Raw genomic sequence first — 25393 nt, 5'->3', positions numbered from 1 at the left:
GGAAGACCGCGTGAGCAAGGCCGATGCGCAGTTGTTGAGCATGGACATGACGGCGCAGGCAGCCTTGCTGGCTGCCGGTGACGTCAGCTGCACGGAGCTGATTGAGCAGCAGCTGGCGGCCATTGCCGCCAGCCAGGCGCAGATCAACAGCTATATCCACATCGATGCGGAAGGCGCGCGGGCTGCGGCAGCGCAATCACAGCAACGCCGCCAGCGTGGCCTGGCGCGTCCTTTGGAAGGCCTGCCGATCGCGGTCAAGGACAATATCGACGTGGCCGGCATGGTCACCACCGCCGGCATGGAAACCCGCCGTCATAGCGAGGCGGCTAGCGCCGACAATCCTGCCGTGGCTGCATTGCGCGCAGCAGGCGCGGTGATCGTCGGCAAGCTCAACATGCATGAAGCGGCGATGGGCGCCGACAACGACAACCCGTTCTACGGCGCCTGTCACAACCCACACCGGCACGGTCATACGCCGGGCGGTTCCAGTGGCGGCAGCGGTGCGGCGGTTGCGGCGGGTTTGTGCGCAGCGGCGCTGGGCACCGACACCATGGGTTCGGTGCGCATCCCGGCAAGCTATTGCGGCGTGGTTGGGCTCAAGCCGAGCTGGGGCGCGATCAGCACGCGCGGCACGGTGGCCTTGTGCCGGCGCCTGGATCACATCGGCCCGTTGACGCGTTCGGCGCGTGACCTGCGTCTATTGCTGCAGCTGATGTCCGGTTTCGATCCGGACTGCGCGCAGTCGCGCTTCATCCAATACGCAGCGCCAGATGTGCAGGGACTGCGTATCGGCGTAGTGGACCTGTTCGACGCAACCGATGTCGCGCCCGACGTGCAGGCGGCATTCGAGGATGGGCTGCGTGTGCTGGTTGGCCTGGGCCATCAACTGAAGCCGTTGGCGGCGCCGGCATTTGCCTCGGCCCGTGCACGTCGCGCCGGCCTGCTGATGAGCGAAGCCGAGCTGCTGGTCGAACACGCCGATGCCTGGGCCAGTGATCGCAGCAAATTCTCGCCGTTGCTGGTCAAACTGATGTCCTGGGCCGAAGGCCGCAGCGCTGCCGAACTGGCTGCCGCCTCGCAACTGGCCGACCGTGGCCAGGTGCAGCTGCAGCAGTGGCTGGCGCGTTGCGACGTGCTGGTGATGCCGACTGCGCCGCAGCGTGCATTCGCCTTCGGCACCCCGGTGCCGGCCAGTCAGGCCGACCTCACGGCTTACGCCAACCTTGCCGGCAACCCCGCTTTGTCGGTACCGCTGCCGGTAACTGCGGGAGAGTTGCCCGCCGGCATGCAGCTGATCGGCAATGTGGGCGACGAACTCACGCTGATTGCGCTGGCGGAGGCGTTCCAGCATGCGATTGGCTGGCAGCCCGCGCTGCCGGAAGCCTGCAAGACCTGGTGGCCGCAATGAAGCTGCTCGATGGTGTTCGTGTTCTCGACCTGTCGCGCATCCTTGCCGGCCCCTGGGCCACCCAGGTGCTGGCCGACTTCGGCGCCGATGTCATCAAGGTCGAGCGGCCTGGCGTGGGTGACGATACCCGCAGTTGGGGGCCACCCTATCTGAAAGACGCCGAGGGCAATGACAGCAGCGAGTCGGCGTATTACCTGTGCGCCAACCGCGGCAAGCGCTCGGTGGCGATTGATTTCACCACCGCCGAAGGACAGGCGCTGCTACGCGAGCTGGTCGTGCACTGCGACGTACTGGTGGAGAACTACAAGGTTGGCGGCCTGAAGAAGTACGGGCTGGATTACACCAGCGTGCAGGCCATCAACCCGAAGCTGGTGTATTGCTCGATCACCGGCTACGGCCAGGATGGTCCTTATGCGCAGCGCGCTGGTTACGATGCGGCGATCCAGGCCATTGGCGGCTTGATGAGCGTCACCGGCGAACCGGACGGCGCGCCGGGTGCCGGCCCGCAGAAGGTAGGTGTGGCGGCGACCGATCTGATGACCGGCATGTATGCGGCAACGGCGATCCTGGCCGCGTTGCGCCATGCCGAGCGCACAGGCGTTGGCCAGCAGATTGATCTGGCATTGTTGGATACCCAGGTCGCCTGGTTGGCCAACCAGGCCTCCAACTATCTGATCGGCGGCGTGGTGCCGACCCGGCAGGGCACGGCGCATCCGAACATCGTGCCGTACCAGGTGATGCCGGCCGCTGATGGCTATTTCATGCTGGCGGTGGGCAACGATGGTCAGTTCGCACGTTTGTGCGGGGTGATCGGTGAGCCGGAGCTGGCGCGCGATCCGCGCTATGCCAGCAACAACGCACGGGTCGCCAACCGTGAGGTATTGGTGCCGCATCTGCAGCAGGTGTTGCGTACGCGGCCGGCGGCCGAGTGGTTGGCGGCGCTGGAGAAAGCGGTGGTGCCGGCCAATCCGGTCAATCGCATCGATCAGGTGTTTGCCGATCCGCAGGTGCAGGCGCGTGGTTTGCGGATCGAATTGCCGCATGCCGGCGGCGGCAGTGTGGCGATGGTGCGCAACCCGCTGAGGTTCTCGGCGACGCCCTTGCGTCATGAGCAGGCGGCGCCGGTGCTGGGGCAGCACACCGCTGAGGTGTTGGGGGAGGTGCTTGCGGTTGATGGCGAGCGGCTGCGGGTGTTGCAGGAGCTGGGTGTGGTTGGGTTTGCTGCTGAAGCTAAAAGCTAAAAGCTAAAAGCTAAAGGCGTTACCCCTCCCCAACCCTCCCCTTGGCTGCGCCAAAGGGAGGGGGCGCATGCCTGCAATCTGTCAGGTCGCCGCGACCCACTCTGCTCCCTCCCTTTGGCGCAGCCAAGGGGAGGGTTGGGGAGGGGTGCTTTTGGCGATCAACTGTCAGCCGACGCATTGCCAGCTTCGCGGCTTGCGCCGCTCCCACAAAAATAAGAAAACCAAAGCGCCAATCACGCCCCGCCAGGGAACCCCTGCTGCCGCCACGCCTCATACACCACCACGGCGACCGAGTTGGACAGGTTCAGGCTGCGGTTGTTGGGCTGCATCGGCAGGCGCAGGCGGTGGCCATCCGGCAGGGAATCAAGCAGGTCCTGCGGCAGGCCACGGGTCTCGGGGCCGAACAGGAAGGCATCGCCATCGGCGAACTGCACGGTGTGATAGCGAACGCTGGAGCGGGTACTCAATGCAAACAAACGCTTCGGGGCGATGCGCGCCAAGGCGGTTTCCAGGTCCGGATGGACCTGCATCTGTGCGTACTCGTGATAGTCCAGGCCGGCGCGCTTGAGCTGCTTGTCACTGAGGTCGAAACCCAAAGGCTCGATCAGGTGCAGCCGCGCGCCGGTGTTGGCGCAGAGCCGGATCACATTGCCGGTGTTCGGCGGGATCTCGGGCTGGTAAAGCACTACATCGAAAACAGGGGCAGAAGTCATCGGCGCAGTTTACGCCGGGTATTGCGTCATCGCTGGCTTAGTTGGAAACCATGCCCTGCGCGACGACCTTGCCGATGGCTTCGGCGGCGGCTTCAGCAGCCATGGCCTGCACCTGCTCCACCTCCGGGCGGACGGTGATGGCCGGCAGCGACACCATCCATTGGCCGGCGCGGGTGCCGATGGCGACCGGGCTGGCGGAGGCCAGCTGGCTGGCGGTCTGTTCGGCCATCAGTTCGACGATCTGACCGACGGTCGGGCGGACCTGCACGACCGCCAGGGTCGGGATGTTGCTGTTGGCTTCGTGCTGGGCCTGCGCCAGCTGATCAGCGGAAGGGCGGACCTGTACGGCGTCGAGGGTGACGATATCCGAAGCCTGGACCGAAGAAGCAAAGCCGGTGCTGGCGACCAGGGCGATGGCAAGAGCGAGAGACTTGGCGTTCATGGCGGGACCTGTTTGGTGTGTGTGGGCAGTGGTGTGGTAGTAAGGTAGTACAGTGATTTTCGTAGTGCAAGAACTTTCGCTGCTTTTTTTGATTCGTTCAGCAATCAGTCATTTGTTGTCTGAAGTGATCTGGCTGCGAGTAACAGGCAGCAGGATGCGTGCCAATCGCATCTGGTTGATAAATAAAGATTTATTTCTCATGGAAAGTGTCCGCTGTCCGGACACTCCCCGCGTCTGCAGTGACCGGACGGACACCGGCGCAGCTGCTTCGTTACCCATGACGCATGGCGTATGCCGTTGTGACGGTGCCCGGTTAGGATCTGCGTTCACCTTCATACCCAAGGGAAATGGAATGAACGCAGCTATGCCCCGTACCGCCTTGTTGACCCTGGCCCTGAGTGCCGCCCTCGGCGGATTTGTTGGCATGCCACTGGTTGCGGAGGCCAAGCCGGCCGCTGCCGCTGCGTCGGTGGACATCCCGTATGAAGAGTTCACCCTGCCCAACGGCCTGCGCGTGGTGGTGCACACCGACCGCAAGGCACCGATCGTGGCGGTGAACATCTGGTACCACGTCGGTGCCAAGGACGAACCGGCTGGCCGCACCGGCTTCGCACATCTGTTCGAACACTTGATGTTCCAGCGCAGCGAAAACCACGACGGCGAGTTCTTCGAACCCTTCAAGCAGGTCGGCGCCACCGACCAGAACGGCACCACCAATACCGACCGCACCAATTACTTCCAGAACGTGCCGACCACCGCGTTGGACATGGCACTGTGGATGGAGTCGGACCGCATGGGCCATCTGGTCGGCGCCATCGATCAGGCTGCACTCGATGAGCAGCGCGGCGTGGTGCAGAACGAAAAGCGCCAAGGCGAAAACCAGCCTTACGGCCAGGTCTGGGACAAGCTGACCCGTGCCATGTACCCGGCCGGCCATCCGTACCACCACGGTGTGATCGGCTCGATGAACGATCTCAACGCCGCCTCGTTGGACGACGTCAAAACCTGGTTCCACACCTGGTATGGCCCGAACAACGCGGTGTTGGTGCTGGCCGGTGACATCGACGTGGCCACCGCCAAGGAAAAGGCTGCCAAGTTCTTCGGTGACATTCCGGCTGGTCCGACCATGGCGCAGCCGGCGGTGAACGTTGCGCAGCGCGCTGCCACCACCCGCGAAGTGATGACCGACAAGGTGCCGCAGGCGCGCATCTACCGCGCCTGGAACGTGGCTCAGGTCGGCACCACCGATATCGATCAGCTCGACCTGTTCTCCTACGTGCTGGGCGGCGCCAAGTCCTCACGCCTGGATCAGCGCCTGCTGCACAAGGACAAGCTGGTCGACAACATCAGCGCGATGACCGATGCCTCGCAGCTCGGCTCCAACTTCCTGATCATGGCTACGGTCAAGCAGGGTGTGGACCCGGCCAAGGTCGAGGCGGCCATCGACGAAGAACTGAAGCGACTGATCGCCGAAGGCCCGACCGCCGATGAACTCGAGCGCGCCAAGGTGCAGTCGCGTGCCGGCTTCGTGCGCGGCATCGAGCGTATTGGCGGCTTCGGCGGCAAGGCCGATGCACTCGCGCAGTGCGCCGTCTACGAAGGCAACCCGGGTTGCTTCCGCACCTCGCTGGCCAATGTGGAGGCGGCTTCCGCTGCAGACGTAAAGGCTGCCGGTGCCAAGTGGCTGGGCGTGGGCGACCACACCCTGGTGGTCGAGCCGGGCGAGCGCGTTGCCTTGGCCGAGCTGCCGTCGGTCAAGCCGGCGCCGTTCAACGTGCCCGCCGTGGACCCAAAGTACAAGACGCTGCCGAGCCAGGTGGATCGCAGCGCCGGCGTGCCCAAGACCACCAGCTTCCCGGAACTGAAGTTCCCGCAGTTGCAGCGTGCAACGCTGAAGAACGGCACCCAGGTGGTGCTGGCCGAGCGTCACGATGTTCCGGTGGTGCAGTTCAGCTATGAGTTCCCGGGGGGCTTCACCGCCGACCGTGGCCGCAAGCCGGGCACCGCCAACTTCACCATGGGCATGCTGGACGAAGGCGCTGGCCAGCTCGGCTCGCTGGCGTTCGCCGATGCTGTGGAAAGCCTGGGTGCCCGCGTCAGCGCAGGTGCGTCGTTGGATGGTTCCAACGTGTACCTGTCGGCACTGAAGGAAAACCTGGCGCCGTCGCTGGCGCTGTATGCCGACGTGGTGCGTGCACCGCGCTTCGAGCAGGGCGAGATCGACCGCATCAAGGCCACCTGGATTGCTGGCATCCAGCAGGAAAAGGCGCAGCCGAACGCGGTGGCGATGCGCGTGCTGCCGCCGCTGCTGTACGGCGCCGGCCACCCGTATGCGATTCCGTTCACTGGCAGCGGCAATGAAGCGGCGATCCAGTCGCTGACCCGCGACGACCTGACTTCCTTCCACAAGCAGTGGATTCGTCCGGAAGGCGCCACCCTGATCGTGGTCGGTGACACCACCATGAAAGACCTGGTGCCGCTGCTGGAGCGCAGCTTCGGTGACTGGAAGGGCGAGGGCGCACGGCCGAAGGTGGAGACCCTGACCAATGTGGATCGCCCGCAGGCATCGCGCGTGTTCCTGATCGACCAGCCGGGCGCGGTGCAGGCCAACCTGTTCGCCGGTCAAGTGGCGCCGTCGACGATGGACCCGGGCACCACCCGCTTCGACATCGCCAATGGCGTGCTGGGTGGCGACTTCACCTCGCGCCTGAACATGAACCTGCGTGAGGACAAGCACTGGTCCTACGGCGCGCGTTCGTCGGCCTCCAATGCGCTGGGCCAGCGCCCGTGGATGGCGGTGGCACCGGTACAGATCGACAAGACCGGTGAGGCGATGAAGGAAATGAACGCCGAGATCAGCCAGTTCGCCAGCGGCCAGCGTCCGCCGACCGATGCCGAGGTCAACCGTATCCGCAACATCCAGACGCTGAGCCTGCCCGGTGCCTACGAAACCGCATCGGCGGTGATGAGCACCATCGGTGGCATCGTGCGTTATGGCCGCCCGGACGACTATGTGTTCAAGCGCAAGGCCGAGATCGAAGCGATGACCCCGGCGCAGGTTGCCGAGGCCGCCAAGACCCTGGATCCGTCCAAGCTGACCTGGGTGGTGGTAGGCGACCTGAAGCAGACCGAGGCCCCGGTGCGCGCACTGAAGCTGGGCGAAGTGACCGTGATCGACGCCGACGGCAAGCCGGTGGAGAAGAAGTAAGCGGCAGGGCGCAGCCGTCTTGCGCTGAAGCCTTACCGGGAAGTCCCCTGCCCCGAGCATGGCTCGGCACTACGCCCCTCTCCCGCCTGCGGGAGAGGGGTTGGGGTGAGGGCAGCTTTTCGCAGGTAAAGCCCCTGCCGAGCATGGCTCGGCACTACAGCCCCCTCCCTTTCTCGCAGCAAAGGGACGGCCGGGGAGGGGTAGGTTTTGCTTTGAGCCCCTCTCCCGCACGCGGGGTGAGAAGGGCTGCTTGCGAACCAAAGGTTCGCAGCCATTCGAACGACCTTGCGCTAGCGCAAGGGCCGGGGCGCGGAGCGGGGGTTGGGGTGAGGGCAGCTTTTGCTGGTAAAGCCCCTGCCGAGCATGGCTCGGCACTACAGCCCCCTCCCTTTCGCGCAGCGAAGGGGAGGGCCGGGGAGGGGTAGGTTTTGTCTTTGCCGCGCGCCCAATCACCGGGATCACCACCTGTTCATCCATTCGCGGCACAATCCGGGTTGATCTTCACAAGGAATAGTCCATGCGCGTCCTGCTTCTGTCCGCCCTGATCGCCAGCACCGCCGCCTGCACCTGGGTGCCGATTGAATCCGGCGGCAAGGCCGTACGGGTATTGCCTGCCGGCCCGGTGGCCCCGGGCTGCGTGAACAAGGGCGAGATCGTGGTGTCGGTGAAGAGCAAGGTCGGTTTCTACAACCGCAACCCCTTGCGCGTGCAGGAAGAACTGGAAACCCTGGCCCGCAACGAGGCCCCCAGTGCCGGTGCCAATGCCGTACAGGCCAGTGGCCAGCCGGCCGATGGCAGCCAGCGCTTCGCGGCCTTCCAGTGCCCGCCGCGCTGAGGTCCCAGGCCCTCTCACGGCCCCGGCGGCTCCATACGCCGGGCCGCCGATTTGTAAAGATGCGGTAAAAAGGCGCAGGCGCTAGAATAGCGACCCCTTCGCCTGAGTCTTGGCGCTTTCTGATGCCTTTTCAAAATGTCTCGATCGCGGGACTGGCGCATATTGATGCGCCGCATACGCTGACCTCAAAGGAAATCAACGAGCGGCTCCAGCCCACGCTGGAACGCCTGGGCATCCGTGCCGACGTGCTGGGCGATATCGCCGGCATCCACGCGCGCCGCCTTTGGGACCAGGGTACACAGGCCTCGGACGCCGCCACCATGGCCGGCCGCAAGGCGCTGGAAGATGCCGGCATCACCGCCGACAAGGTGGGCCTGCTGGTCAACACTTCCGTCAGCCGTGATTACCTGGAGCCGTCCACCGCTTCCATCGTGTCCGGCAACCTGGGCATCGGCGAAGACTGCGTCACCTTCGACATCGCCAACGCCTGCCTGGCCTTCATCAACGGCATGGACGTGGCCGCGCGCATGCTGGAGCGCGGTGACATCGACTACGCGCTGATCGTGGACGGTGAAACCTCCAACCTGGTCTATGAAAAGACCCTGGAGCGCATGATGTCCCCGGACATCACCGCCCAGCAGCTGCGCGACGAAGTGGCCGCGCTGACCACCGGTTCCGGTGCGGCAGCAATGGTGATGGCGCGCTCGGAGCTGGTGCCGGACGCCCCGCGCTACAAGGGCGGCGTGACCCGTGCGGCCAACCAGTGGAACAAGCTGTGCGTGGGCAACCTGGATCGCATGGTCACCGACACCCGCATGCTGCTGATCGAAGGCATCAAGCTGGCCACCAAGACCTTTGAAGCCACGCGCGAAGCGCTGGGCTGGGCGGTGGAGGAGATCGACCAGTTCGTGATCCACCAGGTCAGCCAGCCGCATACCAATGCCTTCATCAAGGCCTTCGGCATCGACCCGAAGAAGGTGATGACCATCTTCGGCGAGCACGGCAACATCGGCCCGGCCTCGGTACCGATCGTGCTGAGCAAGCTGCGCCAGCTGGGCAAGCTCAAGAAGGGCGACCGCGTCGCGCTGATGGGCATTGGCTCGGGCTTGAACTGCACGATGGCCGAGGTGGTCTGGTAACAAGGCCGTGGTCTGACGGCTTGGCTTCCGTAGGAGGCGCAATTGTCAGGTCGCAGGTTTTTCCCTTCTCCCCTTGCGGGAGAAGCAAAGGGCCTGCCCCCGCGAAGGCGGGGGTGCCCGAAGGGCGGAAGAGGGGACGCGTGCGCAGCACGCAAGCGCCTGGAGTTCGAGCAGTTGTTCAAGCTCCTCCGCTCCGACCAACCCTCTCCCCAACCCCTCTCCCGACGGGAGCGGGGCTTAGCAGCCGCAGGTGCAGCCCGATGAACAAACTTCCCGGTTACCCCAGCAAGACCCATCGCTTCGAAGTGCGCCCCGGCGTGTCGATGAACTACATCGATGAAGGCCCGCGCGATGGCGAGGTAGTGGTGATGCTGCACGGCAACCCGTCGTGGAGCTATCTGTGGCGGCACCTGGTCAATGGCCTCAGCGACAAATACCGCTGCATCGTGCCCGACCATATCGGCATGGGCCTGTCCGACAAGCCCGATGACAGCCACTACGAATACACCCTGCAGTCACGTGTGGATGATCTGGATGCGCTGCTCAAACACCTGGGCATCACCGGCCCGGTGACCCTGGCCGTGCATGACTGGGGCGGCATGATCGGCTTCGGTTGGGCGCTGTCCCACCACGACCAGGTCAAGCGCCTGGTGATCACCAATACCGCCTCGTTCCCGTTGCCGCCGGAGAAGCCGATGCCGTGGCAGATCGCCATGGGCCGGCACTGGAAGCTGGGTGAGTGGTTCATCCGCACCTTCAATGCGTTCTCGTCCGGTGCCTCCTGGCTGGGCGTGAGCCGGCGCATGCCGGCGGATGTGCGTCGCGCCTATGTGTCGCCGTACAACAACTGGGACAACCGCATTTCCACCATCCGCTTCATGCAGGACATCCCGCTGTCGCCGGCCGACAAGGCCTGGTCGCTGCTGGAGCGTGCAGCGGCGGCATTGCCGTCGTTCGCCGATCGCCCGGTCTACATCGCCTGGGGCCTGCGTGACATCTGCTTCGACCATCACTTCCTGACCGGCTTCCGCAAGGCACTGCCGCAGGCGGAAGTGACGGCATTTGAAGATGCCAACCACTACGTGCTGGAAGACAAGCACGAAGTGATCGTGCCGGCTGTGCGCGCCTTCCTGGAGCGCAACCCGCTGGGTTGAGCCGGGGCTTGTGGGAGTGCAGGAGCGGCGTAAGCCGCGAAGCAAGGGATAGATCCGCTACGGCTACCTCTGCATCCTGCACGCCGCCTGGCGTTTCGCGTAAACCGCGCGCGATGATTGATTTCTCGCGGACTGAAGCATTGCCAGCCTCGCGGCTGACGCCGCTCCTACAAAAAGCTGAGCGAGCGATGCCTGCTTCTGCCCCCTCCCTTGCGCCGAAGGCGGAGGGGAGGGTTGGGGAGGGGTGAGCTTTTGTGGCCTTTCCCCTTGCACCAGCTTCGCGGCTAACGCCGCTCCCACACGCGCGCGGGTATGCGAAGCTCTGTGCTTCTTTGCACAGGGAGTGAAGGATGGATTTCGACAGCCTGGACCGTCAGCTGCGCGACAGCGCGCAGGACCTCAGCTTGAGCAACGAGGAACGCTCCGCACTGCGCGAGCTGGGCGTCGAACTACCGCCCGACCGCCTGCGCTTCCTGCGCAATCGCGCCTTCGATATCGCCCGCGAACAGATAACCAGTGATCCTGCCGAAGCGCTGCCGATGCTGAAGTGGGTAGAACAGGTGGTGCGCACGCTGGACGTCAACGCAGGCCCGATTGAAACCCTGACGAGTACCTACTTCTCGCCGGGCGATGCCTGCATGCAACGCCTGCGCGCGCTGTGCGCCAGCGCGAAGCAGACCCTGGACATCTGCGTGTTCACCATCTCCGATGACCGCTTGAGCGGGGTCATCCTGGACGCACACAAACGCGGCGTGACGGTGCGCATCATCAGCGACAACGACAAGGTCTACGACGATGGCAACGATATCCGTCGTTTGAATGAAAGCGGCATACCGGTACGGGTGGACCACAGCGAATACCACATGCACCACAAGTTCGCGCTGTTCGATGGCAAGCAACTGGCCAACGGCAGCTTCAACTGGACCCGCACCGCGACCGAGCACAACGATGAGAATCTGGTGGTCAGCAATGACCGCAACCTGGTGCGCAGCTTCACGCAGCAGTTCGAGGTGCTTTGGGGGCGTTACAAGGCGCTTTGAAGGGCGGGCTTTCGCTTCTCGCCTTTCGCTTCTGACTTTTTGCTTTTATGTCGTTGATTTATTTGCCGTCATTCCCGCGCAGGCGGGAATCGCTCTGGCTCTTGCTTCGGCTTCTGCCTTGGCTTTGGACAGGGCAAGGGCGAAGAGCAACAGCAAGAGCGATTCCCGCCTGCGCGGGAATGACGGCGTAAGGGCAAAGCCCAAAGCCCAAAGCCCAAAGCCAACAACTACCGCATCATCCTCAAGCCGCAATCGGCGTATTCGGCGGTGACGACGGGCTGTTGCCGTTGTCGTCGGGATGGTTGTCGTCGTTGTCTGCATCATCGCGCCAGCGCCAATCGGCCAGGGTCAGTGGCTCCATGCCGTGGGCGACGCGGGCGCGGTCGCACTGCGAGCTGGCCTTGCCGTATTCCCAGGAGGCGTCCACCTCGCGGCAAACGCTGGGCCGGTTCGGGTGGATGGTGCAACGCGAGTACACGCCAATCTCCGAATCCAGGGCCACGCAGCGGATCGGGTCCGAGTAGGTGCCCTGCATGCACAGCCGGTGCGGGTCCAGGCGCTGGGTCAGCTGATGGGGCACGCCGCCTTCGGTGACTTCGTCCGATTCCATCCAGTGGAAGGCAACGCGGTATTGGGTGCAGCAGGCACCGCAGGTCAGGCAGGGATGGGGCATGGGATACCGGCCTTGGCGGCAGGAACAGGACAGAAGGAAGGTGCGAAATTTTCCACGGTGACGGCCTGCGCGCAAGATTTTTCTGCATTGGCGACAATAGGAAGATGAACGAAACCTGCAATATCGCCGCGCGCCTGCCCGAGCTGGCGCGTGAACGGCCCGACCAGATCGCCATCCGTTGCCCCGGCAAGCCTGCCGCCAACGGCATGGCCGCCTACGACGTGACCCTGGACTACCGCACGCTGGATGCCCGCAGCGACGCCATTGCCGCTGGGTTGGCGGCCAACGGCATCGGCCGCGGGGTGCGCGCGGTGGTGATGGTGCGGCCGGGGCCGGAGTTCTTCCTGCTGATGTTCGCCCTGTTCAAGATCGGCGCGGTGCCGGTGCTGGTCGACCCGGGCATAGATAAGCGCGCGCTGAAGCAGTGCCTGGACGAAGCGCAGCCGCAGGCCTTCATCGGCATCCCGCTGGCGCAATTTGCGCGGGTACTGCTGGGTTGGGCCAAGGCGGCCAGGGTCAAGGTCACTGTGGGCCGGCGCTGGGGCTGGGGTGGCATCACCCTGGCAAAGATCGAGGCTGACGGCGCCGGTGCGGGTAGTCAGCTGGCTGCCACCGCGCCGGACGATGTGGCCGCGATCCTGTTCACCAGTGGCTCCACCGGCGTGCCCAAGGGCGTGGTCTATCGCCATCGCCATTTCGTCGGCCAGGTGGAACTGCTGCGCAATGCCTTCGGCATGCAGCCCGGTGGCATCGACCTGCCGACCTTCCCGCCGTTCGCGCTGTTCGACCCGGCGCTTGGCCTGACCTCGGTGATTCCGGACATGGACCCGACCCGGCCGGGCAGCGCCGATCCGCGCAAGCTGCACGATGCCATTGCCCGTTTCGGCGTGACCCAGCTGTTCGGTTCGCCGGCATTGATGCGGGTGCTGGCCGAGCACGGCCAACCGCTGCCAACGGTGACCCGCGCCACCTCGGCGGGTGCGCCGGTGCCGCCGGAGATCGTGTCGAAGATCCGTTCGCTGATGCCGGAGGACGGCCAGTTCTGGACGCCATACGGCGCCACCGAATGCCTGCCGGTTGCCGTGATTGAAGGTCGCGAACTGGTCGATACGCGTGAGGCCACCGAGGCTGGTGCGGGGACCTGCGTTGGTCGCGTGGTCACGCCGAATGTCGTGCGCATCATTGCCATCACCGACGAACCCATCGCTGACTGGAATGGCGTGCGTGAACTGCCAGCCAGGGAGGTGGGTGAAATCACCGTGGTTGGCCCGACCACGACCGACAGCTATTTCAACCGACCGCAGGCAACGGCCGCGGCCAAGATCCGTGAAGTGCTCGCCGATGGCGCCGAGCGCATCGTGCACCGGATGGGCGACCTGGGCTGGTTCGATGCCGAAGGGCGGCTGTGGTTCTGCGGGCGCAAGACCCATCGCGTCGAGACTGCAGCGGGGGCGCTGTATACCGAGCAGGTGGAGCCGGTGTTCAACACCGTGGCTGGTGTGCGGCGCACGGCTTTGGTCGGTGTTGGTGAGCTGGGCCAGCAGGTGCCGGTGCTGTGTTACGAACTGCTGCCGGATCAGCACTTCGCTGAAATCGAAACGCAGTTGCGGGCCATGGCATTGCGTCATCCAGGTTTGGCAGGTATCGAACATTTCCTACGTCATCCGGGCTTCCCGGTGGATATCCGCCACAACGCCAAGATCGGGCGTGAGAAGTTGGCGGTGTGGGCGCAGGCGCAGTTGGGGTGATGCACGGGGCTCGGGCTTAAAGGCATGAAGCCAGAGCACCCCTCCCAACCCTCCCCTTCGCTACGCGAAAGGGAGGGCCAAAGCTTTGCCCCCTCCCTTTGCCGCAGGCAAGGGGAGGGCTGGGGAGGGATGCTTTGGCTCCCTCCCTTGCGCCGAAGGCGGAGGGGAGAGTTGGGGAGGGGTGCTCTTGCTCCCTCCCTTGCGCCGAAGGCGGAGGGAAGGGTTGGGGAGGGGTAAAGCGCAGTGCTCTTTGAGTCGAGGGATAGCTTTAATCCAGTGATTCCCTGACAGGCTCCCATCGCCAGCAATCGCAGGCTTTCCGTAATAAAAACGGGGCGCTGCAATGGACAAGCTGCGAAGGCGCGCAAGAGCCCTGCGCAATACACCCACCGATGCAGAAGACCGTCTATCGCAGCAACTGCGCCGACGGCAGTTGGCTGGCTTCCGCTTCCGTCGGCAGATGCCCTTGGCCGGGTACATCGCCGACTTCGTCTGCCTTGATGCACGGCTGATCGTCGAGCTGGACGGCGGGCAGCATCTTGAGCAGCTTGCCTATGACCAACGGCGAACCGAGGTGCTGCAGGGATTGGGCTTCAGGGTGCTGCGCTACTGGAATGACGAGGTTCTGCAGCGGATGCCGGCTGTGTTGGAGGATATTCTGCGGGCCTTGGCGTACGGCGAAGAGCACCCCTCCCAGCCCTCCCCTTCGCTGCGCGAAAGGGAGGGCTAAAGCCTGGCTGCTCGACGCACCCGCAGCGCTGCTGCTGTTGCCCCCTCCCTTTGCCGCAGGCAAGGGGAGGGCTGGGGAGGGGTGCTTTGGCTCCCTCCCTTGCGCCGAAGGCGGAGGGAGGGCTGGGGAGGGGTGACGCTCTCCGCCAACATCCCCGGCAAAGCACCCGAACACCACTGCTGCGATACTGACGGACAAATCTCATCGCTTCCGCCACCGCAGGTCGGCGCGGAAGCCCAGCAGCAGAGCGATCAAACGAATGAAGATTCTGGTTACCGGTGGTGGTGGTTTTCTCGGTCAGGCCTTGTGCCGTGGCCTGGTCGAACGCGGTCATCAGGTGCTGAGCTTCAATCGCGGGCACTACCCGGCATTGCAGGAAATCGGGGTCGGCCAGATCCGTGGCGACCTGGCCGACGCCAATGCCGTGCATCACGCGGCCGCCAGTGTTGATGCGATCTTCCACAATGCCGCCAAGGCCGGCGCCTGGGGCAGCTACGACAGTTACTTCCAGGCCAATGTGGTCGGCACCCGCAACGTGCTGGCCGCCTGCAAGGCGCATGGCATCGGTCGCCTGGTCTACACCTCCACGCCCAGCGTCACCCATCGTGCCACCCATCCCGTGGAAGGTCTGGGGGCGGACGAAGTGCCCTATGGTGAGGACTTCCAGGCACCGTACGCCGCCACCAAGACCATTGCCGAGCAGGAAGTACTGGCTGCCAATGGTGCCGATCTGGCCACCATCGCCCTGCGCCCGAGGCTGATCTGGGGCCCGGGTGACAACCAGCTGGTGCCGCGCCTGGCCGAGCGTGCCCGCGCCGGCCGCCTGCGTTTTGTCGGCGATGGCAACAACAAGGTCGATACCACCTTCATCGACAATGCCGCGCAGGCGCATTTCGATGCCTTCGATCATCTGGTGGTTGGTGCGGCCTGTGCGGGCAAGGCCTACTTCATTTCCAACGGCGAACCGCTGCCGATGCGCGAACTGCTCAACCGCCTGCTTGCAGCGGTGGGTGCGCCTGGCGTGGAGAAGTCGATCTCCTTCAAGACTGCCTACCGGATCGGCTCGGTCTGCGAAAAACTGTGGCCATTGCTGCGCCTGTCCGGCGAACCGCCAATGACCCGCTTCCTCGCCGAACAGCTGTGCACGCCGCACTGGTACTCGATGGAGCCGGCACGGCGTGATTTCGGCTATGTGCCGCGGGTCTCCATCGAAGAAGGCCTGCGGCGGTTGGCGGCGGCACGCTGAACGCAGGGGGGTGATCGTCATCTCGCGCTCACGTACCCATCACTGCCTCACTACTGGCGATTGCCGAGGATGGAGCCCTGATTCCAACCGAGGACCCAGCCCATGCTGCATTACGCCGTCGTTTTCTTCGTCATCGCCATCATTGCCGCCGTGCTTGGCTTCAGTGGCATTGCCGGTGCGGCCAGCAATATCGCGTGGATCCTGTTCGTCGTCTTCCTGATCCTTGCGGTGGTGTCGATGTTCCGCAAGAAAGGCTGATCGTTCCTGACGCCAGAAACAGAACGGCCCGCATCCTCCTGGAGGGTGCGGGCCGCGTCGTTTCAGTGGTTTCGATCAGGCCGACGTGCTGATCGAGCTGCGCAGACCCTTGTCTGCAGCGTGACGCTCCAGCGCCAGCTCGATCAGGCGCGTGATCAGCGCGGTATAGCCCAGCCCGCTGGCGCCCCACAGCTTGGGATACATGCTGATCTTGGTGAAACCGGGCAGGGTGTTCAGTTCGTTGATGACGACGTCGCCGGCCTCGGTGAGGAACACGTCAACGCGGGCCATGCCGATGCAGTCCAGCGCCTGGTAGGCGCGCACGGCGATCTCGCGGATGCGCTGCTGCGCGTCCGCGGCGATATCGGCCGGGATCACCGTCTCCGCGCCGCTGGCGCTGATGTACTTGGTGTCATAGGCGTAGAAGTCGTCATGCACCACCACTTCGCCGCAGACGCTGGCTTCGGGCAGGTTGTTGCCCAGCACGGCGCATTCGATCTCGCGGCCGACGATGGCCGATTCGACCAGCACCTTGTGGTCGAACGACAGCGCCAGCGCCATCGCGGTGGCGAACTCGTCAGCATTGCGCACCTTGCTGACGCCTACCGACGAGCCCTGGTTGGCCGGCTTGACGAACAAGGGCAGGCCAAGCTGGGCGACCAGTGCGTCGTAATCGGCCGCTGCGGCGGTGATGTGGTTGAAGCAGGCAAACGGTGCCACCGCCAGGCCGGCATCACGCAGCAGGCGCTTGGCGATGTCCTTGTCCATCGCCGCCGCCGAGCCCAGCACGCCGGGGCCGGCGAACGGCAGGTTGAGCGTGCGCAGCAGACCCTGCAGGGTGCCGTCTTCGCCCAGCGTGCCGTGCACGATCGGGAACACCACATCCAATTGCGGTACCTCGCGACCATCGGCGGCCAGCAGCTGGCCGCGCTCGGCACCCGGCAGCACCGACAGGATCGGCCCGGAGGTATCCAGCGCGATGCGCTTGGGGTCATCGGCGTTGAGCAGGAAACCGGCGGTGTCGCACAGGTGCCACAGGCCCTGCTTGTCCACGCCGATCAGGCTGACGTCGAACCGCTCCTTGTCCAGCGCATCGAGGATGTTCTTCGCCGACTGCAGCGAGACCTCGTGCTCGGCCGAACGACCGCCGAAGATGATGCCAACCCGGGTCTTGCCCATTGCCTGTGTGCTCCTGCCGCTGTGTTTGGTGGTGTCTGCATAGCATGAACGCAAACGCCGGGATTGGGGATGCGGGATTGGGGATTTGTTTATCGCGGCGCGGCTGACATGAACAAACCCTGTGCGGACGATGCATCAGAGCCCGTAGCCCGGGTAAGCGCAGCGCACCCGGGAGCAAGCCCGCACCGCCCTTCCACGCGTCCGCCAACGGCCCCGGGTGCGCTGCGCTTACCCGGGCTACGTCGTGGGGGCTTCGCAACATCGTGCCTGGCAGGCTCCCGATCCCGGCCCTCCGGTAGAATGCCCGGCATGCCTGCATCCCCCTTCAAAATGATCAAGCCGCTGGCCGGCCGTGCGCTGGAAGTGGCCTTGAACCGCGCGCTGGCGCTGGACCCGGATACCCGCGCCGCACTGGCCTCGCTCGACGGCCAACGCATTGCCCTGACTCTGGAGTCGCCGTCGCTGGCGATGCAGATCGGGGTCGCCGGCGAACGCCTGACCGTGGGCCCGGTCGATCCCGTGCTGGAGCCGGATCTGGCCGTGCGCAGCACCCTGGGCGGGGTGCTGGCGCAGCTGCCGTTCCTCGCCAACGCGCGCCGCGGCAACAATGCGCCGGCCGGCCGGGTCAAGGTCTCCGGCGATGCCGAGCTGGCGCGCCGCCTGCAGCAGCTGGCCACCCGTTTTGATCCGGATTGGCAGCAACCCTTTGTCAAAGCCTTTGGCGAGATCCTCGGCGTGCAGATCGCGCAGACCCTGCGTGCAGCCCTGCTGCAGGCCAGGCGCAGCGCCAAGGATCTGGCCGAGACCGCCGCCGAATACGTTACCGAGGAGTCGCGTGATGTCGTTGCCCGTGCCGAGCTGGATGCCTTCCATGATGATGTGGACGTGATCCGCGATGACGTCGAACGCATGGCCGCGCGCATCGCGCGCCTGCGTCAGCGCGCCGGAGGTGCTGCATGAAGGCGACCCGCGCCATGTTCCGCGCCAGCCGCATCGGCCGGGTGATCCTGCGCTATCGCCTGGATGACCTGCTCGATGGCACCCCGGTCGAGCGCTGGTTGCGCTTGGCCAAACCCTTCGTCCCGCGTGCCAGCGCCGACATCGCCTCGCAGTCGCGGGGTGCGCGCCTGCGCCTGGCGCTGCAGGAGCTGGGCCCGATCTTCGTCAAGTTCGGGCAGATCCTGTCCACCCGCCGCGACCTGGTGCCGCCGGATGTGGCCGTTGAACTGACCCTGCTGCAGGACCGGGTCAAGCCGTTCGACGGCGAGCGCGCGCTGCAGATCGTCGAGCAGGCGCTGGGCCTGCCGATCACCGAGGCCTTTGCCAGCTTCGATACCACGCCGCTGGCCTCGGCCTCGATCGCGCAGGTGCATGCCGCCACGCTGGACGGTGGCCGCCAGGTGGTGGTCAAGGTGCTGCGCCCGGATATCGAAAAGCAGATTGCTGGCGATATCGCCCTGCTCAAGTCGCTGGCCGCGCTGGTCGAGCGCACCCACCCGCGCGCCGACAAGATCCGTCCGCGCGAAGTGGTTGCCGAGATCGAAACCACCCTGGCCGCCGAGTTGGACCTGCAGCGCGAAGGCGCCAACGCCAGCGTGCTGCGCCGGTTCTGGGAGAACTCGGACGACCTGTACGTGCCGGAAGTGATCTGGAGCCACACCGCCGAGCGCGCGCTGACCCTGGAGCGGGTCTGGGGCATTCCCTCCGACGACATCGTCGCGCTGGACAAGGCCGGCATCGACCGCAAGGCGCTGGCCGCCAAGGGCGTGCGCGTGTTCTACACGCAGGTGTTCCGCGACAACTTCTTCCACGCCGATGCGCATGCCGGCAACATCTGGGTCGACATCGATCCGGCGCGCCGCGACAACCCGCGCTTCATCGCGCTGGACTTCGGCATCATGGGCCAGCTCTCGGAAGAGGATCAGTTCTATCTGGCCGAAAACTTCATGGCCATCTTCAACCGTGACTACCGCCGCATCGCCGAGCTGCACCTGCAGGCGCAGTGGATGCCGAACACGGTGCGCATCGACGAGCTGGAAGCGGCCGTGCGCGCGGTCTGCGAGCCGTACTTCACCCGCCCACTGTCGCAGATCTCGCTGGCCGAAGTGCTGATGAAGCTGTTCCGCACCGCCCAGCGCTACCAGCTGACCCTGCAGCCGCAGCTGATCCTGCTGCAGAAGACCTTGTTGAACATCGAAGGCGTGGGCCGCCAGCTCGACCCGAACCTGGACATCTGGGAAGTGGCCAAGCCGGTACTGGAACGCATCCTGCGCGAGCGTTACAGCCCGCGCCGCGCGCTGAAGGAACTGCGCAAGCGCTTGCCGGAAATCATGACCCAGGCCCCGGACATGCCGGCCCTGCTGCACAGCTGGTTGCGCCAGCAGGTAGAAGGCAAGCATGAGCTGGCGATGCGCTCGCAGGACATCGTCAACCTGGAAGGTACGCTGCAGCGCATGCAACGGCGTGTGGTTACCGCCGTGGCTGGCGCCGGCCTGATGGTGGTATCGGCGTTGTTGTATGGCCTGCATGCCGGCGGCCCGCAGTTGGCGTCCATCCCGGTGTGGTCGTGGGTGAGCGGCGTGGTCGGTGCGGTTGCCGTGGCGTCGGCGTGGTTGCGTCGATGAGTGATGTTGTCGATGAAGCAGTGGAAACACCGGTTGTCTTTGAACCGCTGCCGTTGCTGTACGAAGACCCGTGGCTGGCGGTGGTCAACAAGCCGGCCGGGCTGATGGTCCACGACAGCAAGCTGGCGCGCGGCGAAGATGACTTCCTCGCCGACCGTCTGCGCGAGCAGCTGGGCAAGCCGATCTTCCTCGTCCATCGCCTGGACCGCGCCACCAGCGGCTGCCTGCTGCTGGCCTTCGACCGCGAAAGCGCCAGCACCTTGGGCAAGACCTTGATGGGTGGCGAGGTGGAGAAGGATTACCTGGCGGTGTGCCGAGGCTGGCCGGCGGAGGATGCGTTCACCGTCGATCACGACCTGGACGGCGGTCCCGGCAAGCCGATCAAGAAGCAGGCCATCACCCACTTCCAGAAGTTGCTGGAAGGCGAGTTGCCGATTCCGTCGACGGGCTTCCCGACCTCGCGTTATGCGCTGCTGCGCTGCCAGCCGCAGACAGGACGCTTCCGGCAGATCCGCCGGCATCTGAAGCACATGTTCCACCACATGATCGGCGACACCAGCCACGGCGACGGGCGGCACAACCGTACCTTCCGCATGCAGGGCATACACCGCATGCTTCTGCACGCCGAGCGCCTGGGCTTCCCGCATCCGCAGGACGGCCGCCGCATTGAAGTACGTGCCCCGTTGGATCGCGAGTTCCAGAAAGCGCTGGACCTGTTCGGTTGGAAGCTGCCGCATTGAGGTAGTGCCGAGCCATGCTCGGCAGGGGCTTTCCCCGCGAAAAGCACCCCTCCCCTTGGCTTCGCCAAAGGGAGGGAGCGTAGTGCCGAGCCATGCTCGGCAGGGGCTTGCCCAGAAGCCCATCAACACGCGCAGGATTGTGGGAGCGGCGTCAGCCGCGAAGCTCCCAAGTCATCAGATTGCGGGAATGCCGATTCCAACATTGCCAGCTTCGCGGCTTACGCCGCTCCCACAAAAAAAGCCGGAGCGGCAGCGCCGGTAACGCCTCTTGCCGAGCATGGCTCGGCACTACGGTGCGCGCTTATTTGACTTCGCTGTTGATCTTTTCAAGGTCCTTCTGCAGGTCCGCCATCAGCGGCGTCATCTTCTGCTGGATGGCCACCATCAGGTTCTGCATCAGCGCCGGGGTCTTGTCGAGCAGGCTCTGGCCGGCCGGGCTCTCGTAGAACTCGGCCATCGCCAGCACGTCTTCCTTCGAGAACGACTGCTTGTACAGGTCCACATACATCGGCCGCATCTGCGACCAGGCCAGGGCCTGTCGCAAGGTCTGCGAGGTGCGTTGCTGGATGCGCTGCAGCGATGCCCGCTGCTCTGCGCTGAGTGTTTGCTGCTCGGCGATCTGCGCGAACTGCTGTGCCTGCATCGCCTCCATCTGCGGCAGCATCGCGTCGAGCATGTTCTGCGCTCGCGAGGCCGCCAACAGGCGATTGACGTCGGCGTCGGTGGCGGGCGTGGCCCAGGCCGGTGCGATGCTGGCCAACATCAGGCCGGCGGCGACCAGCAACGGGACGCAACGGGTGCGAAGGGTAGGGCGGCTGCGCTGCATGGATCGTCCTTGTGAAGGGCAGGCTTCGAGCATAACCGCGGGCAGGCCATAGCCGAAGACAGCTTCCCCGGCCCCTTCACAGAACGGCAGCACAACCGGTACAGGTGCAGATGCAATAAATCCTTGCTTTTAATGAAATATTTACATTCATGGCATTGCTAATAGCATAATTGTGTTGCGGAAAACCTACTGAAATTGCGAAAAATAGAGACGTAGATCACGTTTCTGTCTATGCTTGGGGCCAGGAGTTGTACTCAGGGGGGGTAAGTGGTCTCGCAAACCACCTACCCGCAACAAGTAGGAAAATGCGATGGACAGTCTGTTCGAGGGGCCGACCGTAATCGTCGTGGCCAGTTGGGTGGCGATTCTCACCCTGCTGTTGGCCACGGTACTGCTGTTGATCATTGTGTTCCTGCGGGTCCGGGCGCAGCGCCGCGAAAAGCGCGATACCCAGGCCCGGCTGTACTGGAACGATGTTCTGCAGCGTGAGCTTGCCGGCGAAACGGTGCCGGTACATCGATTGCAACGCGACGAGGTCACTGGCTTCCTCGAAGCCTGGAACAGCGTCTGCGAGAGCCTGCCGGAGGCGTCGGTACGGCGCCTGGCCCCGCTCGGTCACCGGGTGGGCCTGGAAGAGGCGGCGCAACGCATGTTGCGTGGCAGCTACCACGACCGCGCCATGACCATCATTGCGCTGGGCCACCTGCGCGACCGGCATCTGTACGACCTGCTTGCCAAGTTCCTCAACGACCGCAGCCCGATCGTCTCGCTATGTGCAGCGCGGGCATTGGCGCAGGTGGATCCGCCGCGCGCCATGTCCGCTTTCGTGCCGATGATCACCGAGCGCGAGGACTGGGTGCCGGGCAGCGTGGCGCGGATCCTGGCCGAGAACAGTGACGGCAGCGCTGCGCGTGAGATCAGCAACGCGCTGCTGCGTGCAAATGCCGATTCGACGGTGAAGCTGGTGCGCTTCCTTGCCGACATCGATCCGCAGCGTGCGGCGGTGGTGGTGCGGCAGTTGCTGGAAGGGCACGTCGATGACCACATCATTTCGGTATGCCTGCAGTTGATCAATGACCGCCAGGATCGCGAGCGGGTGATTGGGTTCCTTACGGCGTCACGTTGGCATGTGCGCATGCACGCGGCAGCGGCCTTGGGCCGCATCGGCGAGCTGGGCGATGCCGGACGGCTGGAAGCATTGCTGTCAGACAGCGTCTGGTGGGTGCGCTATCGCACCGCACAGGCCTTGTTCGGCCTGCCGGGCATGGGTGCCGAGGCCTTGCGTGAAGTGCAGTCGCGGCAGAGCGATGGCTACGGACGCGACATCATCGAACAGGTGCTGTCCGAGAACGCGATGAGGAGTGCGACATGAGCGCTTATTGGCAGATGCTGGTGAGCTACGTGCAGCAGATTCCCTGGGTGAGTATCGCCGACTCGCTGCAGTGGTTCTTCATGGCTTACTTCGTCGCGATCAACCTGGCCTACCTGCTGCTCAATTACATCTCGGCCTACCAGATCGTGCGCTACATGCGCGAGTACCGGGCCAATTACCTGCCGGCCGGCCTGCGCGAGTACCAGCCGCCGGTCAGCATCATCCTGCCGGCGTACAACGAGGAAACCTCGGTGGTTTCCTCGGTGCGCTCGCTGCTCAAGACCAGCTACCCGGCATTCGAGATCGTGGTCGTCAACGACGGCTCCAGCGACCGGACGCGCGATGCGCTGATCGAGGCATTTGGCCTGGTGCGGGTGCCCGAGGCCTACCGTACCCGCCTGCAGACCGAGCCGGTGCATGGCGTCTATGCCTCGGCACGCTGCCCGCGCGTGCGCATGGTCGACAAGGATAATGGCGGCAAGGCCGATGCGATCAACGCCGGCATCAACTGCGTGCGCTATCCGTTGTTCTGCGTGGTCGATGCCGACAGCATCCTGCAGCCGGAGAGCCTGTCACGGGTGGTGCGGCCGTTCCTGGAAGACAGCCGCGTGGTCGCCAGCGGCGGCGTGGTGCGTGTGCTCAACGGCTGTACCGTGCGCGACGGCATGCTTGACAAGATCGGCCTGCCCAACAGCTGGCTGCCCAGCTTCCAGCTGGTGGAGTATCTGCGTGCCTTCCTGTTCGGGCGCATGGGTTGGTCGCCGATGAACGCATTGCTGATCATCTCCGGCGCCTTCGGCGTGTTCTACAAGGAGCGGGTGATCGCCATTGGCGGTTACCGCACCGACACCGTCGGCGAGGACATGGACCTGGTGATCCGCCTGCACCGCAACCTGCGCGAGGAGCAGCGCGACTACCGCATCGTGTTCGTGCCTGACCCGGTGTGCTGGACAGAGGCGCCCACCGACCTGGCCTCGCTGCGCAACCAGCGCATGCGCTGGCAGCGCGGTCTGGCCGAAAGCCTGTGGACCAACATCGGCATGCTGTGCAATCGCCGCAGTGGCGCCGCCGGCTGGGTTGCCTTCCCGTTCATGCTGTTCTTCGAGTTCCTCGGGCCGATCATCGAGGTGGTGGGTTATGTCTCGATGATCGTGCTGGCGCTGTGCGGGCTGGTGCAGCTGGATGTGTTCCTGATCTTCCTCGCCGCCGCGGTCGGCATGGGCATCCTGTTGTCGGTCAACGCGATGCTGCTGGAGGAGCTGTCCTTCGGTCTGTACTCGCGGCCAGCGCAGCAGTTGCGCCTGTTCGTGGTCGCGATCCTGGAGAACTTCGGCTATCGCCAGCTCAATTCCATCTGGCGTTTCTCCGCCACCCTGCGCTGGATGTTCACCCGCCGCAAGCGGCATAGCTGGGGCCGCATCAGTCGCGATGGCTCATGGCAGCAGAGCCATAAGGAAGAAGTGCCGGTGTCGATGGCAGCGTCATCGTCGGCGGTCAGTGAATCGAGTATCCACCAATGATTTCCAGGAACCGCTCCATGACCCAGCCCACTACCCTCCGCGCCTCCCGGCATGCGCTGTCGCGCTGCCTGTTGCTGGCGCTGGCCGCTGCGCCGCTGCTGGCGTTTGCCCAGGAGGCCCCCGACAGCCTGACCCTGCAACTGCAGCAGATCCGCGCGCAGTCCGACGCAAACAACCGCGCCGCGACCATCGCCCGCTACAGCGCGCTGCTGGCCGAGCACCCCGGCAACGGCGACGTGCTGTTGGCGCGAGGCCGCACCTATGCCTGGGATGGCCAGTACGCGGCTGCCGAGGCCGACCTGCAACAGGTGGTGCAGAACAGCCCGACCTATGCCGACGCCTGGTCGGCGCTGGGCGATATGTATCGTTGGAGCGACCGCCCACAACAGGCCGCCGATGCCTACTCGCGCTGGGTGGAGCTGGCGCCACAGGATCCGGCGGCGCGCATCGCACGGGGCCGCGAACTGCGTGCGCTGGGCCAGACCGCCGCTGCGCGTGCCGACTTCGATGCCGCCGCCAGCCTGGGGGCAGACCCGGCCGAGGTCACCCAACTGCGTGACAGCCTGTTGCCGCGCATGGCCAATCCCGACGTGGTGGCCAGCAACGGCTACCGCTGGGGCGCAAGCCTGGGCTGGGATCACACTCGCTTCAGCGGTGGCCGACAAAGCTGGAACGACAATGACCTGACCATCCGTCGCTATTTCCCGCGGGGTTCGTTGGGTCTGGAACTGCTGCGCGCCGATCACTTCAACACCGCCGACACCGCGTGGGCCCTGGATGGCTATGCGCCGCTGTGGTCGCGTGCCTACGCCAACCTGCGTTACCAGCACGGCCCCTCCAGTGGCGTCTTGCCCCGCCAGGCCTGGCGCGTGGAAGTGTTCCAGGGTGTGGGCAGTGGCTGGGAGCTGTCGGCCAGCGTCGACCACCTGCGCTTTTCCGACAACACCGAGTTCTACGGCATCGGTGTCGGCCGCTACGTCGGCAACTGGTATGGCCGCTACAAGCTGCAGCACGTGCCGGGTGTCGGTTCGGGCAGCTGGAGTCACCGCGTGTTGCTGCGCAATTACTACAAGGGCGATGCCGACGACTATCTGGAAGTCAGCGTCAGCAGCGGCCGCAGTACCGACCTGGACCGTTTTGGCAGCGTCGTGCGTGACAACAACGCCGCCATCGGCGTCGCCTGGCGGCACCAGGTCAGCCCGCGCTGGGGCTTCAAGCTGGGTGCCGGCTACGCCGATGATGACGCTGGCTTTGATGAGCAGCGTGTATCGGGCTCCATCTATACGCGTTGGTAACG

At 64.9% G+C, this 25393-nt stretch carries 22 protein-coding genes; 17 read left to right on the top strand and 5 right to left on the bottom strand.

The window, feature by feature from the left end:
* Positions 1-10: 10 nt before the first annotated feature.
* Both RT131_RS17605 and RT131_RS17600 read left to right on the top strand, forming a co-directional pair.
* Entirely contained in the window at positions 11-1408 is a 1398-nt protein-coding gene (locus RT131_RS17605; protein WP_313174074.1) for an amidase, read from the top strand.
* On the top strand, positions 1405-2649 hold the full coding sequence (locus RT131_RS17600; protein ID WP_313174073.1) for a CaiB/BaiF CoA-transferase family protein: 1245 nt from the start codon (positions 1405-1407) through the stop codon (positions 2647-2649). Before RT131_RS17605 ends, RT131_RS17600 begins: the two co-directional genes overlap by 4 nt.
* Positions 2650-2882: 233 nt before the next feature.
* Here RT131_RS17600 and trmL read toward each other — a convergent pair whose 3' ends face one another.
* Positions 2883-3362, bottom strand: a complete 480-nt coding sequence (trmL, locus tag RT131_RS17595) for a tRNA (uridine(34)/cytosine(34)/5-carboxymethylaminomethyluridine(34)-2'-O)-methyltransferase TrmL (protein ID WP_313174071.1) — start codon at positions 3360-3362, stop codon at positions 2883-2885.
* Positions 3363-3399: 37 nt separating this feature from the next.
* A complete protein-coding gene (locus RT131_RS17590) occupies positions 3400-3804 on the bottom strand; it encodes a hypothetical protein (protein WP_313174069.1) in 405 nt (134 codons plus the stop codon).
* A 352-nt stretch (positions 3805-4156) separates the two neighbouring features.
* Here RT131_RS17590 and RT131_RS17585 point away from each other — a divergent pair, with 352 nt between their 5' ends.
* From RT131_RS17585 to RT131_RS17565, 5 genes are all read left to right on the top strand, one after another.
* Positions 4157-7012, top strand: coding sequence for a pitrilysin family protein (locus tag RT131_RS17585; protein WP_313174068.1), 2856 nt, complete (start codon positions 4157-4159; stop codon positions 7010-7012).
* Positions 7013-7529: 517 nt separating this feature from the next.
* A complete protein-coding gene (locus RT131_RS17580; RefSeq protein WP_313174066.1) occupies positions 7530-7847 on the top strand; it encodes a DUF4156 domain-containing protein in 318 nt (105 codons plus the stop codon).
* A 122-nt stretch (positions 7848-7969) separates the two neighbouring features.
* Complete coding sequence (locus RT131_RS17575; protein WP_313174064.1) at positions 7970-8986, top strand: 3-oxoacyl-ACP synthase III; 1017 nt, start codon at positions 7970-7972, stop codon at positions 8984-8986.
* Between the two features lie 260 nt (positions 8987-9246).
* Positions 9247-10140, top strand: a complete 894-nt coding sequence (locus tag RT131_RS17570) for an alpha/beta fold hydrolase (protein ID WP_313174062.1) — start codon at positions 9247-9249, stop codon at positions 10138-10140.
* 350 nt (positions 10141-10490) lie between these two features.
* Positions 10491-11180, top strand: coding sequence for a phospholipase D-like domain-containing protein (locus RT131_RS17565; protein ID WP_313174061.1), 690 nt, complete (start codon positions 10491-10493; stop codon positions 11178-11180).
* 241 nt (positions 11181-11421) lie between these two features.
* Here RT131_RS17565 and RT131_RS17560 read toward each other — a convergent pair whose 3' ends face one another.
* The gene (locus RT131_RS17560) at positions 11422-11853 is read right to left on the bottom strand and encodes a YkgJ family cysteine cluster protein (protein WP_313174059.1); all 432 of its coding nucleotides are present in this window, start codon (positions 11851-11853) and stop codon (positions 11422-11424) included.
* Positions 11854-11957: 104 nt separating this feature from the next.
* On the opposite strand from RT131_RS17560, the gene oleC reads away from it, so the two are divergent.
* From oleC to RT131_RS17540, 4 genes are all read left to right on the top strand, one after another.
* Positions 11958-13601, top strand: coding sequence for an olefin beta-lactone synthetase (gene oleC, locus RT131_RS17555; protein ID WP_313174057.1), 1644 nt, complete (start codon positions 11958-11960; stop codon positions 13599-13601).
* Positions 13602-13944: 343 nt separating this feature from the next.
* Positions 13945-14331, top strand: coding sequence for an endonuclease domain-containing protein (locus tag RT131_RS17550; protein ID WP_313174055.1), 387 nt, complete (start codon positions 13945-13947; stop codon positions 14329-14331).
* 259 nt (positions 14332-14590) lie between these two features.
* The gene (oleD, locus tag RT131_RS17545) at positions 14591-15577 is read left to right on the top strand and encodes a 2-alkyl-3-oxoalkanoate reductase (protein WP_313174054.1); all 987 of its coding nucleotides are present in this window, start codon (positions 14591-14593) and stop codon (positions 15575-15577) included.
* Between the two features lie 102 nt (positions 15578-15679).
* Positions 15680-15835: a DUF1328 domain-containing protein gene (locus RT131_RS17540; protein ID WP_282269396.1), complete on the top strand. Its 156-nt coding sequence runs from the start codon at positions 15680-15682 to the stop codon at positions 15833-15835.
* 75 nt (positions 15836-15910) lie between these two features.
* Here RT131_RS17540 and ddlA read toward each other — a convergent pair whose 3' ends face one another.
* Positions 15911-17014, bottom strand: coding sequence for a D-alanine--D-alanine ligase (gene ddlA, locus RT131_RS17535; protein ID WP_313174051.1), 1104 nt, complete (start codon positions 17012-17014; stop codon positions 15911-15913).
* 309 nt (positions 17015-17323) lie between these two features.
* On the opposite strand from ddlA, the gene RT131_RS17530 reads away from it, so the two are divergent.
* The 3 genes from RT131_RS17530 to RT131_RS17520 are packed head-to-tail and all read left to right on the top strand — an operon-like array spanning position 17324 to position 20378.
* On the top strand, positions 17324-17974 hold the full coding sequence (locus RT131_RS17530) for an SCP2 sterol-binding domain-containing protein (protein WP_313174050.1): 651 nt from the start codon (positions 17324-17326) through the stop codon (positions 17972-17974).
* Entirely contained in the window at positions 17971-19638 is a 1668-nt protein-coding gene (ubiB, locus tag RT131_RS17525; protein WP_313174049.1) for a ubiquinone biosynthesis regulatory protein kinase UbiB, read from the top strand. Before RT131_RS17530 ends, ubiB begins: the two co-directional genes overlap by 4 nt.
* On the top strand, positions 19635-20378 hold the full coding sequence (locus RT131_RS17520; RefSeq protein WP_313174048.1) for a pseudouridine synthase: 744 nt from the start codon (positions 19635-19637) through the stop codon (positions 20376-20378). The genes ubiB and RT131_RS17520 overlap by 4 nt, the downstream gene beginning before the upstream one ends.
* A 301-nt stretch (positions 20379-20679) precedes the next feature.
* On the opposite strand, the gene RT131_RS17515 is transcribed toward RT131_RS17520, so the two are convergent.
* Positions 20680-21141 (bottom strand): DUF2059 domain-containing protein, encoded by a 462-nt coding sequence (locus RT131_RS17515; protein ID WP_313174097.1) that lies wholly within the window; start codon positions 21139-21141, stop codon positions 20680-20682.
* Positions 21142-21514: 373 nt separating this feature from the next.
* On the opposite strand from RT131_RS17515, the gene RT131_RS17510 reads away from it, so the two are divergent.
* Genes RT131_RS17510 through RT131_RS17500 form a run of 3 tightly spaced genes read left to right on the top strand, consistent with a single transcriptional unit; the run spans position 21515 to position 25391 of the window.
* Entirely contained in the window at positions 21515-22576 is a 1062-nt protein-coding gene (locus RT131_RS17510; protein ID WP_313174047.1) for a HEAT repeat domain-containing protein, read from the top strand.
* Positions 22573-24096, top strand: a complete 1524-nt coding sequence (locus RT131_RS17505) for a glycosyltransferase (protein WP_313174046.1) — start codon at positions 22573-22575, stop codon at positions 24094-24096. The genes RT131_RS17510 and RT131_RS17505 overlap by 4 nt, the downstream gene beginning before the upstream one ends.
* Positions 24097-24113: 17 nt before the next feature.
* On the top strand, positions 24114-25391 hold the full coding sequence (locus tag RT131_RS17500) for a YaiO family outer membrane beta-barrel protein (protein ID WP_313174045.1): 1278 nt from the start codon (positions 24114-24116) through the stop codon (positions 25389-25391).
* Positions 25392-25393 lie beyond the last annotated feature (2 nt).

The organism is Stenotrophomonas sp. (assembly GCF_032066555.1).
Lineage (GTDB): Bacteria > Pseudomonadota > Gammaproteobacteria > Xanthomonadales > Xanthomonadaceae > Stenotrophomonas.
This window is presented reverse-complemented; position numbering and strand designations above follow the sequence as displayed.

Bases quoted from the DNA above. Each gene is read 5' to 3' on its own strand.
- RT131_RS17600 (WP_313174073.1), top strand. From the start codon at position 1,405: ATGAAGCTGCTCGATGGTGTTCGTGTTCTCGACCTGTCGCGCATCCTT.
- trmL (WP_313174071.1), bottom strand. From the start codon at position 3,362: ATGACTTCTGCCCCTGTTTTCGATGTAGTGCTTTACCAGCCCGAGATC.
- RT131_RS17590 (WP_313174069.1), bottom strand. From the start codon at position 3,804: ATGAACGCCAAGTCTCTCGCTCTTGCCATCGCCCTGGTCGCCAGCACC.
- RT131_RS17585 (WP_313174068.1), top strand. From the start codon at position 4,157: ATGAACGCAGCTATGCCCCGTACCGCCTTGTTGACCCTGGCCCTGAGT.
- RT131_RS17580 (WP_313174066.1), top strand. From the start codon at position 7,530: ATGCGCGTCCTGCTTCTGTCCGCCCTGATCGCCAGCACCGCCGCCTGC.
- RT131_RS17575 (WP_313174064.1), top strand. From the start codon at position 7,970: ATGCCTTTTCAAAATGTCTCGATCGCGGGACTGGCGCATATTGATGCG.
- RT131_RS17570 (WP_313174062.1), top strand. From the start codon at position 9,247: ATGAACAAACTTCCCGGTTACCCCAGCAAGACCCATCGCTTCGAAGTG.
- RT131_RS17565 (WP_313174061.1), top strand. From the start codon at position 10,491: ATGGATTTCGACAGCCTGGACCGTCAGCTGCGCGACAGCGCGCAGGAC.
- RT131_RS17560 (WP_313174059.1), bottom strand. From the start codon at position 11,853: ATGCCCCATCCCTGCCTGACCTGCGGTGCCTGCTGCACCCAATACCGC.
- oleC (WP_313174057.1), top strand. From the start codon at position 11,958: ATGAACGAAACCTGCAATATCGCCGCGCGCCTGCCCGAGCTGGCGCGT.
- RT131_RS17550 (WP_313174055.1), top strand. From the start codon at position 13,945: ATGGACAAGCTGCGAAGGCGCGCAAGAGCCCTGCGCAATACACCCACC.
- oleD (WP_313174054.1), top strand. From the start codon at position 14,591: ATGAAGATTCTGGTTACCGGTGGTGGTGGTTTTCTCGGTCAGGCCTTG.
- RT131_RS17540 (WP_282269396.1), top strand. From the start codon at position 15,680: ATGCTGCATTACGCCGTCGTTTTCTTCGTCATCGCCATCATTGCCGCC.
- ddlA (WP_313174051.1), bottom strand. From the start codon at position 17,014: ATGGGCAAGACCCGGGTTGGCATCATCTTCGGCGGTCGTTCGGCCGAG.
- RT131_RS17530 (WP_313174050.1), top strand. From the start codon at position 17,324: ATGCCTGCATCCCCCTTCAAAATGATCAAGCCGCTGGCCGGCCGTGCG.
- ubiB (WP_313174049.1), top strand. From the start codon at position 17,971: ATGAAGGCGACCCGCGCCATGTTCCGCGCCAGCCGCATCGGCCGGGTG.
- RT131_RS17520 (WP_313174048.1), top strand. From the start codon at position 19,635: ATGAGTGATGTTGTCGATGAAGCAGTGGAAACACCGGTTGTCTTTGAA.
- RT131_RS17515 (WP_313174097.1), bottom strand. From the start codon at position 21,141: ATGTTGGCCAGCATCGCACCGGCCTGGGCCACGCCCGCCACCGACGCC.
- RT131_RS17510 (WP_313174047.1), top strand. From the start codon at position 21,515: ATGGACAGTCTGTTCGAGGGGCCGACCGTAATCGTCGTGGCCAGTTGG.
- RT131_RS17505 (WP_313174046.1), top strand. From the start codon at position 22,573: ATGAGCGCTTATTGGCAGATGCTGGTGAGCTACGTGCAGCAGATTCCC.
- RT131_RS17500 (WP_313174045.1), top strand. From the start codon at position 24,114: ATGACCCAGCCCACTACCCTCCGCGCCTCCCGGCATGCGCTGTCGCGC.